We start from the raw sequence: 13,984 nt of genomic DNA on the forward strand, positions 1-13,984 counted from the left end.
ATGGCTAAGGAAAAGTTTGAGCGTAATAAACCGCACGTGAACATTGGCACCATTGGCCACGTTGACCACGGTAAGACCACCCTGACCGCAGCGATCACCAAGTATTTTGGTGACTTCAAAGCCTACGACCAGATCGACGGCGCGCCCGAAGAAAAAGCCCGCGGCATCACCATCTCGACCGCACACGTTGAGTACGAGACCGAGAACCGCCACTACGCGCACGTCGACTGCCCCGGCCACGCTGACTATGTTAAGAACATGATCACCGGTGCGGCGCAGATGGACGGCGGCATCCTGGTTGTGAACGCAGCTGACGGCCCCATGCCGCAGACTCGTGAGCACATCCTGCTGGCGCGCCAGGTTGGCGTTCCTGCTCTGGTAGTCTTCCTGAACAAAGTTGACCAGGTTGACGACGAAGAGCTGCTGGAACTGGTTGAGATGGAAGTTCGTGAGCTTCTGTCCGAGTACGACTTCCCGGGCGACGATATTCCGATCATCGCAGGTTCGGCTCTGGCCGCAATGGAAGGCCGTGACCCTGAGATCGGCGAAAACAAGATCAAGGAACTGATGGAAGCTGTTGACAGCTACATCCCCGAGCCGCCGCGCGCGATCGACGAGCCGTTCCTGATGCCGATCGAAGACGTGTTCTCGATCTCTGGTCGTGGTACCGTTGTAACCGGCCGTGTTGAGCGTGGCGTGATCAACGTTGGCGACGAGATCGAAATCGTTGGTATCCGCGACACCTCGAAAACCACCTGTACCGGTGTTGAAATGTTCCGCAAGCTGCTGGACCGTGGTGAAGCAGGCGACAACATCGGCGCGCTGCTGCGTGGTGTGGACCGTGAAGGCGTTGAGCGTGGCCAGGTTCTGTGTAAGCCGGGTTCGGTTAACCCGCACACCAAGTTCGAGTGTGAGGTTTACATCCTGACCAAGGAAGAAGGCGGCCGTCACACTCCGTTCTTCGCGAACTACCGTCCGCAGTTCTACTTCCGTACCACCGACGTCACCGGCACCGTTGAACTGCCTGCCGGCACCGAGATGGTCATGCCCGGCGACAACCTGAAGTTCACCGCCGAGCTGATCGCGCCGATCGCGATGGAAGAAGGTCTGCGCTTCGCGATCCGCGAAGGTGGCCGCACCGTCGGTTCGGGCGTCGTCTCGAAAATCATCGAGTAATTCAGGTCAAAACCTGATTTACGAAGGGCCGTCCATTTGGGCGGCCCTTTTCTTTTGTAGCTTGCCACGTATGATAATCCGGCAACCGATGGAGGGCGCGATGACCACTCACCTGCACTAAACTGAAAGTTTTCCCTTTTTTCCAAAAGGAGTGCGGAATGTCATCGCTATTTCTTGACGCGTCTCTGCGTCACCCGATCTTTCTGCCCGACGGGCAGACCTATCCCAATACTGTCTGGTTAAAGTCTGTCATCGACCACCCGAATATCGAGGTGGGGGACTTCACATATTACAATGACTTTGAACCCGTCGCGGATTACGCAGCGCGGATAGCGCCTTATCTTTTTCCGGGGGCGCCTGAGAAACTCACGATCGGGCGCTTTGGTCAGTTCGCCCACGGAACGCGGTTCATTACCTCATCAGCAGACCATCCAAAGTCGTGGTTCACAGCTTATCCCTTCGCCGTATTCAATCGCGAATCTATGCCGCTTTACGCCGAAGAGTTTTCGACGGGCAGGATACGCTGATTGGTCATGATGTCTGGATCGGCCACGAGGCGGTGGTTCTGCCCGGGGTCACGGTCGGGAACGGCGCCATTATTGGTGCGCGGTCCGTGGTCAGTCGTGATGTGCCGCCGTTTAGCGTTGTCGCCGGCAATCCGGCCCGGGTCGTACGACAGCGTTTCCCGGACGCGGTAGTCGATCTGCTTCAGCAACTGTCGTGGTGGGAACGTAACCCTGACGAGATTCGTGAAATGCTGCCTGTTCTCGCCTCTGCCGATGTCGGTGCCCTGCGCGAGTTGTCGCACGCTGCATGCGCAGAGTTTGCGCCGCAGCTGCATCCTGACGATCAAAAAAGCCAATAAAGTCAGATAGCCAGCCCGTTGGGTATGCGGTGGTGTGCGGCGTCTGTATACCGCGGTATCCAGCTAAGGCATTAATTTCATTTGATTTTTTGCGACTTCCCTCTGCATCTGAATGCCAGACAAACGGGAGGCGACAATGGATCAACTGAACCTGATTGCTTGGGAAGGGCGCACGCAAAGCGACGCGGGCGGCATCTCTGCTCAGACAGCGGCGCTGATGCATGCCACGCTTGGGGACCCTAATACCACTCCCCCACGCGCGGGCGATCCGTTGCCGCCTTTGTGGCACTGGGCGGCGTTCCCGCCGATGGCGCCCATGGCCGAGTTGGGCCGTGATGGCCACCCGGTGACGGGCGCTTTCCTGCCTCCGTTGCGTCTGGAGCGGCGCATGTGGGCGGGCGGCATGCTGCGCTTCCATGCGCCGCTGAAGGTTGGGGAACGGCTGCAGCGTCGTTCGACCATCAAGTCAGTCACCGAGAAGGAAAGCGCAGCTGGTCCAATGGTTTTCGTGACTGTCGAGCACATGATTTTCGGCGAGACGTTCCGTGCAATCGAAGAACGGCAAGACATCGTCTATCTGCCGATCCCCGACAGCTATGCTCCGCCGAAGAAGCGACCGATGCCGGAACGTCCCTCCCTGCATCGGTCGCATGCCATGACGGAACCCATGCTGTTTCGCTATTCAGCGCTGACGTTTAACGCGCATCGTATCCACTATGATCTGGCTTTCGCCCGCGAGGTCGAGCACTACCCCGATCTGGTGGTGCAGGGGCCGTTGCAGGCAACGCTGCTGATGCAGGCGGCCGTAAAGCACAAGGGCAGGGTGCCTGATGATTTCCACTTCCGTGGTGTGCACCCGATGTTCGTGGGCAAATCGTTGGAGATCATGGCAACAGAGGAAGACTGCGCGCTTGCCCTCGTCGCCGGGCAGGATGGCCACCAAGGCATGCAGGCCACCGCGATATGGGAGGAAACCGTATGAGCATGCTGAAAGGAATGCGCGTGGTTGAGGGGTCTGCCTTTGTGGCGGTGCCGCTGGCCGGGATGACACTGGCCCAAATGGGGGCAGAGGTGATCAGATTTGACCGCATTGGGGGCGGGCTGGATTCCGGGCGCTGGCCGCTGGCGCCGTCTGGCAAAAGCCTGTTCTGGGCCGGGATGAATAAGGGCAAGAAGTCCATCGCCGTGGATATGAAATCGCCCGAGGGGCGCGAGCTGATCTCTCGGATCATCACTGCGCCGGGTGACGATGCGGGGCTGTTTCTGACCAACCTGCGCGTGCGCGGTTGGATGGACTATGAAACCTTGGTGCAGGACCGCCCGGATCTGGTGATGGTCACCCTGACGGGTGACCGGCATGGTCGACCGCAAGTGGATTACACTGTGAACCCGGCGCTTGGCATTCCCGATATCACGGGGCCGGAAGGGCACGAAGACCCTGTCGCCAATGCGCTGCCAGCATGGGATCTGATTGCGGGCAACCTGTGTGTCTCATCGCTATTGGCGGCAGAACGTCACCGTCTGCGCCACGGCGTCGGTCAGGATGTAGAGTTGTCGCTGAAAGACGTGGCGGCGGCAACGTTGGGTCATTTGGGAATGATCGGGGACGCGGTGGTCAACGATGCGCCGCGCCAGAAGTCAGGCAATGCGCTCTATGGGGCCTATGGTCAGGATTTCCTTTGCGCCGACGGGCAGCGGGTAATGGTCATTGGCCTGACGGACCGCCAGTGGCGCGGCTTGGTTCAAGCGACCGACCTGCAAGAGGCGGTAACCGCGCTAGAGGCACAAACCGGACAGTCCTTGCGCGACGAAGGCGTACGTTGGCAGCTGCGCCATCAAATCACTTCGCTGCTAGAGCCTTGGTTCACGGCCCGCCACGTGGCCGATTTTGCCGAAACCTTCGACAGCGCCGGTCTGACGTGGTCGGTCTTCCGCACGATCAAAGAGGCAGTTGCAGAGGACCCCGACTTAAGCGAAGACAATCCGATGTTCAAAATGCTTAGCCAACCAGGGCTGGGAACTTTCCCCGTTCCGGGCCTTCCGACGCAGTTCTCAGCCTCGGAACGCGCGCTGCCCGTGCGCGCCCCGATCCTTGGCGAACACACCGAAGAGATTCTGGCCGAGGTTGCTGGGCTGGACGGGACAGAGATCGCCGGACTGTTTGATCTAGGCGTCGTACAAGACCCCAGCTTCGCCAATTCCCGCTCTGCCGCATAAGCTAAACGGTCCTGGCGCGAATTTAGACCGTGCTGGGGGGACTGCTTGGTCTCCCCTGTGCGTTTTGTTCGGTAGCTTGGTTGGAAGCGTGACCTTTAGGCCATTTGGACGATCTCTTCCTTTTTCCTGCGGTGAGATTGATCTAAGGCTCCTGCTGCAAGTCCGCTTAGATTGAAGCATAGCTCAGGTTCCAATGGGTTCCGGTCGCTATGTCACGCATACTGCGCACTTTCAGATCACTTCCGATTTTCCCAGGACTTGCCTATACATGTAGCGAAACAGAATTTGTACGGTTTGATAGTCGATGAACCCTTACGAAAGCCAGCCAGACAAAGCCTTCTGGAAGACAGCCGTCGCAGCGCGAAACTATCACCATATCGAAGACCTTTGGGCCCCCAAATTCAAAGTGAATGAGGCTAGCCGGATTGCGACGGCAGGTTCTTGTTTCGCACAGCACTTTAGCAAAGCTTTGGTCGCTCGCGGTTACAACTGGATTAATGCGGAACCGGCGCCTCCTTACCTTCAGAACGGCAAAACTTTCGGTTATGGGGTTTTCAGCGCACGAACAGGAAATATCTACACCGCAAGAACGTGGCGGCAGTGGCTAGAGTTGGCCTTCGAAAAACGTGAAGATATTACGGAAGTCTGGGAAAACGGAGGACGTTTTTACGACCCGTTGCGCCCTGCGATAGAGCCTAACGGCTTTGCTAGTGAACAAGAAGTGATTGAGGCTCGCCGCGCGACCCTTGCCTCTATCCGGAATGCGATGAACAAGTCCAACCTTGTGGTGTTCACCATGGGGCTGACAGAAAGCTGGCGTAATGCTCGCACCGGCGTGGAATACGCCATGTGTCCCGGTACGCTTGCAGGCGAGTTCGATGAGACCCAACACCGGTTCCACAACGCGGGCTATGAAGAGATCATCGCCGATATGCGTGAATGTATTCGCCTTGTCCGCCGGGCAGAGAAAGGGCGTGGAAAACGCATCCTGCTGACAGTCTCGCCCGTTCCATTGACGGCGACGGCCTCCGGCGAGCACGTTATGACCGCGACCACCTTTTCAAAATCTATTCTACGAGCAGTTGCCGGGCAAATTCAGGCTCAAAGCCGCGTGGTCGATTACTTCCCGTCCTACGAAATTATCACCAGCCCCGCTTTTCGCGGTGCTTTCTTCAACCCGAACCTACGAACTGTTTCACAGGCGGGCGTAGATTTCGTGATGTCACAGTTTTTCCACGCTCAAGCAAAGACATTTGGAACTCACAAGTTACCCAAACTGCCATCAACCTCGCCCGAAGACGACAAAACTTCCGACGTTTTATGCGAAGAAGAATTTCTAGCGACATTTGGAAAGGGTTAACGCATTGGTGAAACGAGTTTGCTTCGTTGGTGATAGCCAGATTATGTCTCTAATAAGGGCGGTTGATGCTGGGATGCTGTCTGATCGAGAGGAGTCGATTCACTTTTTCGGAGCGCAAGGTCCTAAGTTTCGACAACTACGGATGGTCGACGGGCACATTATCCCCGAAGAAAGCGCTATCGATAACGTGAAAACAATCTCTGGAGGACGATCTCAACTTCGGCCAGGCGATTTTGATGCATTTGTTTTCCTTGGTGGACGTCTGCGGTTTTCCAACATCATGTTTCCACTTATGCATTACCGGGCAACTGATGATCTCTTTCTGTCACACGCGGTTGAGGCGGAGATGATTTCAAGTTGGTTCGCCCATTCTAGAAATTTCCGCTTCGGGCGTGATTTTGCTAAAGCTGGTGCCAAAGTGGTTGTTGTTCCAGAAGCATTTTTGATTGAAGGGTTTAACTCCGCAGACGCAACGGGGTATCCAAATTACCAAGGGGCGACTTGGGAAGACTACGACGAAGTGGTTTCAGCTATGCTGGTTTTGGCAGCTCGCCAGGGCGTCGGGTTCGTGACACAACCCAAGGAGACGCTTTCATCGATGTTATTTACAGATCCTGACTTTGCCATCGAAGGTGCGTTCGAAAAGAAGGATGGCGGTCACAAGAACGAGGCATTTGCTAACTTGATTGCTCGCAGCGCTTTGAATGAACTGATGCGTATGGCCTAAGTTAGCGATTCAGTTGCGGCGCATGTTGTTCGTCTAAAAAGATGCAGGTCTGAAAATCGGTCACTTTCCGGCTTGCAAACCGGCGTGGGCTTTCGTATCTGATCCCACGGCTTGAAGGGGTATAGCTCAGCTGGTAGAGCGACGGTCTCCAAAACCGTAGGTCCCGGGTTCGAACCCTGGTGCCCCTGCCAAGCCTTCTCCGGACAATGACATCTTGCCCCTTGTGGGTTGAATTTGCCCGGCGAAGCGCGTATCTCGCGCCAAGACCCTGATAGATCGAGATGACACATGGCCACGACGAACCCTCTTCAGTTTATCCAACAGGTGCGCACCGAAGTTGCGAAGGTTGTTTGGCCGACCCGTCGCGAGGTTTTGCTGACCACCGTTATGGTGTTCATTCTCGCCGCGATTACGGCTGTTTTCTTCTCTCTGGTTGATCTGGGGATTCGCGCGGGCCTGCAAGCGTTGCTGGCTTTCGTAAGCGGCTAAACATCTTGCGCCCTTGAAATGGCCGGGTAACGGCTGTAGTTCGGGCGCTACTCTTGAAACGGGCGTGCAGCGATTCGAGTTGCGCGCTGTTTTTTGTTCAGGAACCGGGCTTAGGCCCTGACGATATTCTAACCGGCCCGATATGGGCGAAGACAAGGTAGACGGCGACATGGCAAAGCGGTGGTATTCGGTCAGCGTACTCTCGAACTTCGAGAAGAAGATTGCCGAAGCGATCAAGGCCGCGGTCGAGGAAAAAGGTATGCAGGACCAAATCGAAGAGGTTCTGGTCCCGACCGAGGAAGTTATCGAAGTGCGCCGTGGTAAGAAAGTCACCACCGAGCGTCGTTTCATGCCCGGCTATGTGCTGGTTCGCATGGAGATGACTGACGAAGGGTATCACCTTGTGACCTCGATCAACCGCGTCACCGGCTTCCTTGGTCCGCAAGGCCGCCCGATGCCGATGCGCGATGCCGAGGTGAACCAGATCCTCAACCGTGTCGAGGAAGGCGTCGAAGCGCCGCGTTCGCTGATCACCTACGAAGTGGGCGAGCAGGTTTCGGTCTCCGACGGCCCGTTCGAGGGTTTCGACGGCATGGTCGAAGAGGTCGACGACGAGAACCAGCGCCTGAAAGTGACTGTGTCGATCTTTGGTCGTGCGACCCCGGTCGAGCTGGAATTTACCCAAGTTTCGAAGCAGGCCTAAACAGGCCGCTTCACCGTTCCGGTCTTGGAACCGCTGCGCCTTGCGACAGTGGGAACCACTTCCGGAACCTTTTGCAGATCATGGACTCTCCGATCACGGAAAGACGCCCGTCAGACAGGGCGTCTGACATCGGCAGGTCTCCCATCCAGACACCGATCATGTCTTCGGAGTTTGCCGTGATATAGGCGGCCACGTCTTTTCCGGGGTCTTGGTAGCAAAGGTCCCGTTTCGGGCCATCACAGACGATCCACCACTTGGCAAAGTCGGAACGGTCCGGAAACTGGAAGCTGAGAACCGTTTCTCCGTCAGGCAATTCGTCCGTCACGATATTACGCTCGACATCGAACATCAGGAAGGCGACGTCCATGTCTTCGTCTCGCAACTCTTCTCGTGCCCACCGCATGCCCCAGACGACAAGCGCCTCGATGACCGGGCCCAACTGTTTGCCTGCAGGGGTCAGCCGGTATTCATACCCGCGTTGACCCGAAATGGGGCGCCTCACGAGAATGCCGTTTCCCTCCAGTTCTTTCAGGCGCGTGTTCAGGACTGTCGGAGAGATCTTCGGCATCCCTTTTTGAAGAGTTGAAAACCGGGTGCTGCCAAGCAGAAGCTCTCGAACGATCAGCAAGGTCCAGCTGTTGCCGAGGATTTCGGCAGATTTCGCGACGGGGCAGAATTGGCCGTATTGGGTCATCAAGAAAGCCTAACTACGTTTTGCGTAGTTCAATCCTACACCCCGCGCAGTATTCCGCAAAGAGACCTGCCTTTATCCCGCTTTGTATCAAGCATTGGCAGGAGTAATTGTGATGATGACGCAGATCAGAAATGTTTTGGAAATCTTCGGGATCGTCTTTTTGCGGTTCCGTTATTTGGCGCGGATTTGGAATGTCTGGCTGGTGGGGGTGAATATGGGATGCCTCTATTTCATCCAGCATGTCGAAGCGCAGGTGGTTTTGGCGACGACCCTGATCGCCGTAGTAGGGCAGGGGGTCATCTACAATCGGATCGGGTTCACCCGGTTGCTGGGCATCACGCACATTATGTGGGTGCCCATGTTTGTTTGGATGGGCACACGACTTGAGGCGATTGCGGCGCAGCCAGAGCTTGCCACTTGGTTGGCGGTTTTGCTGGCAACGAATATCGGCTCGATGATCATCGACGCCACCGATGTTCGCCGTTATTTCCGGGGGGAACGTGCGCCGCACTACGCTTGGTAAATCGCAAGTTAACGGCGCACCGCCATTTCAGGCCCGGCTGTTCATGCCGGGTCTGCCGCGGTTTTCGGAAGACCAAGGAAATAAGGTGCCAAGGCCCTTGCCAAGGCAATGCGAAGCTTGTATCAGCCCGCTCTATTCAGGACGGCCTATGCCGCGCCTGATGATTCTCGTGGGAGGAACGGGTCACGCGAGACCCCGACCGAACCACTAAACCAAAGTGCTGCCGACGCGTCGGTAGTGCGGTGATAAAAGGAGAGGCCTCATGGCCAAGAAACTTGCTGGCACCATGAAACTGCAGGTGCCTGCCGGTCAAGCAAACCCGTCCCCGCCGGTTGGTCCGGCACTGGGTCAGCGCGGCATCAACATCATGGAATTCTGTAAAGCGTTCAACGCGAAGACTCAGGATATGGAGCCCGGCGCGCCGTGCCCGACCGTGATCACCTATTACCAGGACAAGTCCTTCACCATGGACATCAAGACGCCGCCCGCGTCTTACTACCTGAAGAAGGCCGCTGGCCTGAAGCCTGTTGGCAAGCGTAACCGCCCACGTGGTGCCGAGAACCCCGGTCGTGAGACCGTGGCGACCGTGACCGTCGCGCAGGTGCGTGAAATCGCTGAAGCCAAGATGAAAGATCTGAACGCCAACGACGTAGACGCGGCAATGCAGATCATCGTCGGTTCGGCCAAATCCATGGGCATCGAGGTGAAATAATCATGGCAAAAGTAGCAAAACGTACTGCCGCTGCCCGTGAGGCTTTCGCCGGCAAATCGAATGTCACCGTTGAAGAAGCTGTTGCACTGGTCAAATCCAACGCAAATGCCAAGTTCGACGAGACCGTTGAAATCGCGCTGAACTTGGGCGTTGACCCGCGCCACGCAGACCAGATGGTCCGCGGCGTTGTCTCGCTGCCCAACGGCACCGGTAAATCGGTTCGCGTTGCTGTATTCGCACGTGGCCCGAAAGCTGACGAAGCGAAAGAAGCTGGCGCAGACGTCATCGGCGCAGAAGACCTGATGGAAACCATTCAGGGCGGCACCATCGAGTTCGATCGCTGCATCGCGACTCCGGACATGATGCCGATCGTTGGTCGTCTGGGTAAAATCCTGGGCCCGCGCAACCTGATGCCGAACCCCAAGGTTGGCACCGTGACCATGGACGTCAAAGCAGCTGTTGAAGCGGCCAAAGGCGGCGAAGTTCAGTTCAAAGCCGAGAAAGCCGGTGTTGTCCACGCAGGTGTTGGCAAAGCGTCCTTCGACGAAGCCAAGCTGGTTGAGAACGTTCGTGCTTTCGTTGAAGCCGTTCAAAAAGCCAAGCCCTCGGGCGCAAAGGGTGCCTACATGAAGAAGGTATCGCTGAGTTCGACCATGGGCCCGGGCGTCACCATCTCGGTTGATAACGCGACCGGCAACTAATCGGTACAATATCCATTCCAAAGGGGCGCAAGAGATTGCGCCCCTTTTTCGTTAGTGCATAGTGGTGAACGACTTTTAAGAACGGGACCGACGTGCGATGGAAAATCGACGCAAGTACAAGCGCCAGCTTCGAGAATTGGTAGCTGGCGAGTTGTCAAAGCTTCCAACAATTGAAAAGGACGGTGTGCGCCAAGTCGTCTATGAAAAAGACGGACGGTTCGACTACGATTTGTACCGTCGTGTTCAGACCGTCGGAAACAAGGCAAAGCTTGCCCGCCAATGGGTTCCCGAAGAGCACATTCAGATCCTGTCTTCCTATCTTCAAGGTAAGGTGTGGAATGAAAGCCTTTCAGGTGTCTGTCACGGGACACGTTCTGGAAAAGAACAGGCTTGGTTTCGGGCGTGCCTGTCCTCTGAGAACGTATTTGGCACCGAGATCTCGGATACAGCTGAAGATTTCGAACATACAATTCAATGGGACTTTCACGACACTAAGGACGAATGGAAAGGCGCGTTTGACTTCGTATATTCGAATTCTTGGGATCATGCGTTTGATCCGAAGAAGGCGTTCACCAGCTGGGTTGACACATTAAAACCAGGTGGCGTCATGTTGCTGGATCACGGGATGAACTATGATCCTTCTAAGGTGGATGGTTTGGATCCGCTTGGGATGACCCAAGACCGTTTGGTAAGTTATCTTGAAGAGATTTGCGGAACATCCGGCAAGGTCGTCGATGTGTTGGATGGCGGGCGGTTCGGTCGCAACGGAAAACACAGGATTACGACTGTCGTCTTTCAGGCCAACGCTGCGTAGTCGTCTCCCCTATGTCAGAACGTATCACTGTCTATTCATGCTACTTTGGCGCCCACGAACCGCTTAACCCGAACGCCATGGGCGATTGGTCGGGCTATGAAAAGATCCTATTCACCGATGACCCCGTCCACCAAGTGGACGGTGCCCGAACTGAAGTTGTGCAAGATTTTGGACTTGGGCCTGCGTATCTTTCGCGTCGCCCAAAGCTTTGTCCGCATCACCACATCAAGGGGGCAGACTGGGCTATCTACGTGGATAATCGGGCTAGTCTGACCGTTGCCCCGCAAGACATTGTGGATCGGATCAACACAGAGTATGGCGGAGAAGCTCCGGCAGGAAGATACCTGTTTCTGCACAACAAGAAATGCGCCTACCGGGAAATGATGCGTTGCAAGCGCCGAGACCTGATCACAGAAGCGCAGTTTTCGGAGCTTTACAAAGTGTTCGAGGCGCAGGGCTTTCCTGAAAGATGGGGTGTTTTCGTCAACACCATCATGATCCAAAAGATGGGCGATGCCGAAACGGATGGGATGAATGAGTTCTGGTGGGAGATGTTTCTGCGCTACGCCAAGCGTGATCAGATAACTCTGCCGTTTGCTCTTTGGAGGACGGGCTACCCGAGGCGGGTGCTTCCATTTGGAATTTCCGATATCGCTCGGTGGCCGGTTTTCGGGCGTAAAGACCGGATCAAGTTCCGTGATGAGTTGAAGGGCAAAGCAGCGGAATAGTTTTGACTTAAGTCGCCTCGCGCTTTGCACCACTATTCCTTGACCAACTCGCAACGGATTTAGAGCTATCGACGTAGAATTGTCGTTCGGCGTCAGTCATTCCATCGTCGATATACCAAGGACGATGTTGCGCAACAAAACCTTCCCCGGCGACGCGTATTGATGGGGCCTTGGGCTGTCGATATCCAAAATGCCGCAGCCTGCATTGGGTCACGTCGCGTCCGGGGACATACAGAAAAAACGTTGTGTCAACCGACGCAGAAAAGACGTTTTTCTCGATGGCATGCTTCCAATACCGGCGTTCCCACTGTTCAGCCCGAACGCGGCGTCCATTCGGGCGTACGATCTCAAGCCCGCGGAATAGTTCAGGTCTTGAGATGTCGAGCGCTAGACCGACTTTGATGACATTGTGTTTTTCGGCAAGTTCAAAAAGCCGGGTCAGGAAATTGTTGGCGGGCGGCCTAGGTAGGGCGATGTCCGGATCTGAAAAGATAAACGGGGCCTCATCGCCATGTTCTTGGATGATCTCCAGAATGGCATATCGGGGTCCGATATTCTTTCCCAAAGCCCACAGCCTTGCTTTGGAACTGAATGCTTCAGAACGAAAGTACTCCAACAATTCCGGAGAAGTAGAATCGTTGTCCATTACGGTGACATTTTCAAACCCATTTTCGCTAAGCCAATTGACCGAATTTTGAACATAGGTCGGTTGGTTGAACGAATTAATGAAAACCGGCGTTTTCTGCCGAAGCTTGGTTTCACTGACCATTGGCCCTGACTTCCAATTGCTAGATTCTCTCCACGTTGTTTAACTTTCCAAGCTGATCTAATCCAGAGCCATCGCATGACAAAGCTTTCGCGGTAAAAAACGTCTTGGCAACTCCCTAACAAACTACTATCCATCAGCCCTGCACTGGAGCGTATGATTCGTCATGCGCTCCATTGCTTTTCGTCCAAGACGGTGGGTGGAGCATTCGTTCCTTAATTCCCTGCCTGAGACGGGAAAGACCAGATTGACCGAGGGTGGACCTCGGGCGGTATTGGCTCAGCCCCGTAAAACGGACCTGAACGCGTGGGGCTTGCCCTGCGCAAACAAGAGCCGGGGGGCAGTTGTCCCTCAAATTTGGAGTAAAACTGTGGATAGAGCCCAGAAAGAGAAATTGGTCGACGAACTCGGCCAGATCTTCGAAAGCTCTGGCGTGGTCGTGGTTTCGCACTACGCAGGCCTTACAGTTGCTGAGATGCAAGACCTGCGTTCGCGTATGCGCGAAGCTGGCGGGTCTGTTCGCGTTGCCAAAAACAAGCTCGCCAAAATCGCCCTTGAAGGTAAGCCCTGCGAAAGCATCGCTGAATACCTGACGGGTATGACTGTACTCTCCTATTCGGAAGATCCGGTGGCAGCCGCTAAGGTTGTCGTCGACTACGCCAAAGAAAACGAAAAGCTCGTTATCCTTGGCGGTTCGATGGGTGAGACGGCCCTTGACCCGGCCGGTGTTACTGCAGTGTCGAAAATGCCGTCGCGCGAGGAGCTTATTGCTTCGATCGTGGGCTGCATTGGCGCACCTGCTTCCAACATCGCCGGTGCGATTGGCGCGCCTGCTTCGAACATCGCGAGCATCCTTTCGACCATCGAAGAGAAAGCGGAAGCCGCTTAAGCAACTTGAGACCTGCGTGGGGTTGAACTTCCTCACGTTGGAACACATCTGATAGAAACGGAAAGCACGAAAATGGCTGATCTGAAAAAACTTGCTGAAGAGATCGTGGGTCTGACCCTGCTCGAAGCTCAGGAACTGAAAACCATCCTGAAAGACGAATACGGCATCGAGCCCGCCGCTGGCGGCGCCGTAATGGTTGCAGGTGCTGCTGGCGACGCCGGCGGTGCAGCAGCTGAAGAAAAAACCGAGTTCGACGTTGTTCTGAAGTCGGCAGGCGGCAACAAAATCGCCGTCATCAAAGAAGTACGCGGCATCACCGGTCTTGGCCTGAAAGAAGCCAAGTCGCTGGTCGAAGAAGGCGGCAAGATCAAAGAAGGTGTCGACAAGGCAGAAGCCGAAGACATCAAAGGCAAGCTGGAAGCAGCTGGCGCCGAGGTCGAGCTGGCCTAAGGCCGCTGCAGCTTCGGCTGCGCACAAAAATGAGGCTGGGCCCGGTGAAAACCGGGTCCAGCCGAACCTGTCTTAGAAAGGGCTTCTTAGTCCGAAGCTCTTTCTAAGGCGCGGTTTAAGGTTCGGGAGCAGCCGGTGGGACGGACTGCAGGAATAGGACCTGACCCCCT

At 55.6% G+C, this 13,984-nt stretch carries 18 protein-coding genes and 1 tRNA gene; 17 read left to right on the plus strand and 2 right to left on the minus strand.

The window, feature by feature from the left end; all coding sequences use genetic code 11:
- The 10 genes from tuf (at position 1) to nusG (ending at position 7,537) form a co-directional block, all read left to right on the plus strand.
- Positions 1-1,176 (plus strand): elongation factor Tu, encoded by a 1,176-nt coding sequence (tuf, locus tag CLM58_RS00165; protein WP_095593906.1) that lies wholly within the window; start codon positions 1-3, stop codon positions 1,174-1,176.
- A 158-nt stretch (positions 1,177-1,334) separates the two neighbouring features.
- Positions 1,335-1,703 (plus strand): LbetaH domain-containing protein, encoded by a 369-nt coding sequence (locus tag CLM58_RS17080; RefSeq protein WP_158221823.1) that lies wholly within the window; start codon positions 1,335-1,337, stop codon positions 1,701-1,703.
- Positions 1,616-2,041 (plus strand): CatB-related O-acetyltransferase, encoded by a 426-nt coding sequence (locus tag CLM58_RS17085; RefSeq protein WP_269843622.1) that lies wholly within the window; start codon positions 1,616-1,618, stop codon positions 2,039-2,041. The genes CLM58_RS17080 and CLM58_RS17085 overlap by 88 nt, the downstream gene beginning before the upstream one ends.
- Before the next feature lie 136 nt (positions 2,042-2,177).
- Positions 2,178-3,023 carry an FAS1-like dehydratase domain-containing protein gene (locus tag CLM58_RS00175; RefSeq protein WP_188720578.1) on the plus strand — a complete coding sequence of 282 codons (846 nt, stop codon included), beginning with the start codon at positions 2,178-2,180 and terminating at the stop codon, positions 3,021-3,023.
- On the plus strand, positions 3,020-4,258 hold the full coding sequence (locus CLM58_RS00180; RefSeq protein WP_229666238.1) for a CoA transferase: 1,239 nt from the start codon (positions 3,020-3,022) through the stop codon (positions 4,256-4,258). Before CLM58_RS00175 ends, CLM58_RS00180 begins: the two co-directional genes overlap by 4 nt.
- A gap of 406 nt (positions 4,259-4,664) precedes the next feature.
- On the plus strand, positions 4,665-5,618 hold the full coding sequence (locus CLM58_RS00185; RefSeq protein WP_229666239.1) for a GSCFA domain-containing protein: 954 nt from the start codon (positions 4,665-4,667) through the stop codon (positions 5,616-5,618).
- Between the two features lie 7 nt (positions 5,619-5,625).
- A complete protein-coding gene (locus tag CLM58_RS00190) occupies positions 5,626-6,345 on the plus strand; it encodes a hypothetical protein (protein ID WP_158221824.1) in 720 nt (239 codons plus the stop codon).
- A 115-nt stretch (positions 6,346-6,460) separates the two neighbouring features.
- Positions 6,461-6,536 (plus strand) — tRNA-Trp (locus tag CLM58_RS00195).
- A 97-nt stretch (positions 6,537-6,633) separates the two neighbouring features.
- The gene (secE, locus tag CLM58_RS00200; RefSeq protein WP_095593910.1) at positions 6,634-6,834 is read left to right on the plus strand and encodes a preprotein translocase subunit SecE; all 201 of its coding nucleotides are present in this window, start codon (positions 6,634-6,636) and stop codon (positions 6,832-6,834) included.
- A 169-nt stretch (positions 6,835-7,003) separates the two neighbouring features.
- Complete coding sequence (gene nusG / locus CLM58_RS00205) at positions 7,004-7,537, plus strand: transcription termination/antitermination protein NusG (RefSeq protein WP_095593926.1); 534 nt, start codon at positions 7,004-7,006, stop codon at positions 7,535-7,537.
- A gap of 10 nt (positions 7,538-7,547) precedes the next feature.
- Here the strand turns inward: nusG and CLM58_RS00210 are convergent, their stop codons facing one another.
- Positions 7,548-8,231 (minus strand): winged helix-turn-helix transcriptional regulator, encoded by a 684-nt coding sequence (locus CLM58_RS00210; protein ID WP_095593911.1) that lies wholly within the window; start codon positions 8,229-8,231, stop codon positions 7,548-7,550.
- 115 nt (positions 8,232-8,346) lie between these two features.
- Between CLM58_RS00210 and CLM58_RS00215 the strand changes: the two genes are divergently transcribed.
- The 5 genes from CLM58_RS00215 (at position 8,347) to CLM58_RS00235 (ending at position 11,709) form a co-directional block, all read left to right on the plus strand.
- Positions 8,347-8,754: a hypothetical protein gene (locus tag CLM58_RS00215; protein ID WP_158221825.1), complete on the plus strand. Its 408-nt coding sequence runs from the start codon at positions 8,347-8,349 to the stop codon at positions 8,752-8,754.
- A 262-nt stretch (positions 8,755-9,016) separates the two neighbouring features.
- Positions 9,017-9,466 carry a 50S ribosomal protein L11 gene (gene rplK / locus CLM58_RS00220; protein WP_095593913.1) on the plus strand — a complete coding sequence of 150 codons (450 nt, stop codon included), beginning with the start codon at positions 9,017-9,019 and terminating at the stop codon, positions 9,464-9,466.
- Between the two features lie 2 nt (positions 9,467-9,468).
- Positions 9,469-10,167, plus strand: a complete 699-nt coding sequence (rplA, locus tag CLM58_RS00225) for a 50S ribosomal protein L1 (protein WP_095593914.1) — start codon at positions 9,469-9,471, stop codon at positions 10,165-10,167.
- A 97-nt stretch (positions 10,168-10,264) separates the two neighbouring features.
- Complete coding sequence (locus tag CLM58_RS00230) at positions 10,265-10,981, plus strand: class I SAM-dependent methyltransferase (protein ID WP_095593915.1); 717 nt, start codon at positions 10,265-10,267, stop codon at positions 10,979-10,981.
- Positions 10,982-10,992: 11 nt separating this feature from the next.
- Complete coding sequence (locus tag CLM58_RS00235) at positions 10,993-11,709, plus strand: hypothetical protein (protein ID WP_095593916.1); 717 nt, start codon at positions 10,993-10,995, stop codon at positions 11,707-11,709.
- 7 nt (positions 11,710-11,716) lie between these two features.
- On the opposite strand, the gene CLM58_RS00240 is transcribed toward CLM58_RS00235, so the two are convergent.
- On the minus strand, positions 11,717-12,478 hold the full coding sequence (locus CLM58_RS00240; protein WP_095593917.1) for a hypothetical protein: 762 nt from the start codon (positions 12,476-12,478) through the stop codon (positions 11,717-11,719).
- A gap of 367 nt (positions 12,479-12,845) precedes the next feature.
- On the opposite strand from CLM58_RS00240, the gene rplJ reads away from it, so the two are divergent.
- Both rplJ and rplL read left to right on the plus strand, forming a co-directional pair.
- Positions 12,846-13,364 (plus strand): 50S ribosomal protein L10, encoded by a 519-nt coding sequence (rplJ, locus tag CLM58_RS00245; protein WP_095593918.1) that lies wholly within the window; start codon positions 12,846-12,848, stop codon positions 13,362-13,364.
- A gap of 72 nt (positions 13,365-13,436) precedes the next feature.
- Positions 13,437-13,814 carry a 50S ribosomal protein L7/L12 gene (rplL, locus tag CLM58_RS00250; RefSeq protein ID WP_095593919.1) on the plus strand — a complete coding sequence of 126 codons (378 nt, stop codon included), beginning with the start codon at positions 13,437-13,439 and terminating at the stop codon, positions 13,812-13,814.
- Positions 13,815-13,984: the final 170 nt, after the last annotated feature.

The sequence above is a fragment of the Actibacterium pelagium genome (genome assembly GCF_002285415.1).
Taxonomy (GTDB): Bacteria; Pseudomonadota; Alphaproteobacteria; order Rhodobacterales; family Rhodobacteraceae; genus Actibacterium_B; species Actibacterium_B pelagium.

What these genes read in the sequence shown, in the direction of transcription:
- CLM58_RS00235 (WP_095593916.1), top strand. Translation starts at nt 10,993, where the DNA reads ATGTCAGAACGTATCACTGTCTATTCATGCTACTTTGGCGCCCACGAA.
- CLM58_RS00210 (WP_095593911.1), bottom strand. Translation starts at nt 8,231, where the DNA reads ATGACCCAATACGGCCAATTCTGCCCCGTCGCGAAATCTGCCGAAATC.
- CLM58_RS00175 (WP_188720578.1), top strand. Translation starts at nt 2,178, where the DNA reads ATGGATCAACTGAACCTGATTGCTTGGGAAGGGCGCACGCAAAGCGAC.
- CLM58_RS00215 (WP_158221825.1), top strand. Translation starts at nt 8,347, where the DNA reads ATGACGCAGATCAGAAATGTTTTGGAAATCTTCGGGATCGTCTTTTTG.
- tuf (WP_095593906.1), top strand. Translation starts at nt 1, where the DNA reads ATGGCTAAGGAAAAGTTTGAGCGTAATAAACCGCACGTGAACATTGGC.
- secE (WP_095593910.1), top strand. Translation starts at nt 6,634, where the DNA reads ATGGCCACGACGAACCCTCTTCAGTTTATCCAACAGGTGCGCACCGAA.
- CLM58_RS00180 (WP_229666238.1), top strand. Translation starts at nt 3,020, where the DNA reads ATGAGCATGCTGAAAGGAATGCGCGTGGTTGAGGGGTCTGCCTTTGTG.
- rplK (WP_095593913.1), top strand. Translation starts at nt 9,017, where the DNA reads ATGGCCAAGAAACTTGCTGGCACCATGAAACTGCAGGTGCCTGCCGGT.
- rplA (WP_095593914.1), top strand. Translation starts at nt 9,469, where the DNA reads ATGGCAAAAGTAGCAAAACGTACTGCCGCTGCCCGTGAGGCTTTCGCC.
- CLM58_RS17080 (WP_158221823.1), top strand. Translation starts at nt 1,335, where the DNA reads ATGTCATCGCTATTTCTTGACGCGTCTCTGCGTCACCCGATCTTTCTG.
- CLM58_RS00240 (WP_095593917.1), bottom strand. Translation starts at nt 12,478, where the DNA reads ATGGTCAGTGAAACCAAGCTTCGGCAGAAAACGCCGGTTTTCATTAAT.
- rplL (WP_095593919.1), top strand. Translation starts at nt 13,437, where the DNA reads ATGGCTGATCTGAAAAAACTTGCTGAAGAGATCGTGGGTCTGACCCTG.
- CLM58_RS00230 (WP_095593915.1), top strand. Translation starts at nt 10,265, where the DNA reads ATGGAAAATCGACGCAAGTACAAGCGCCAGCTTCGAGAATTGGTAGCT.
- nusG (WP_095593926.1), top strand. Translation starts at nt 7,004, where the DNA reads ATGGCAAAGCGGTGGTATTCGGTCAGCGTACTCTCGAACTTCGAGAAG.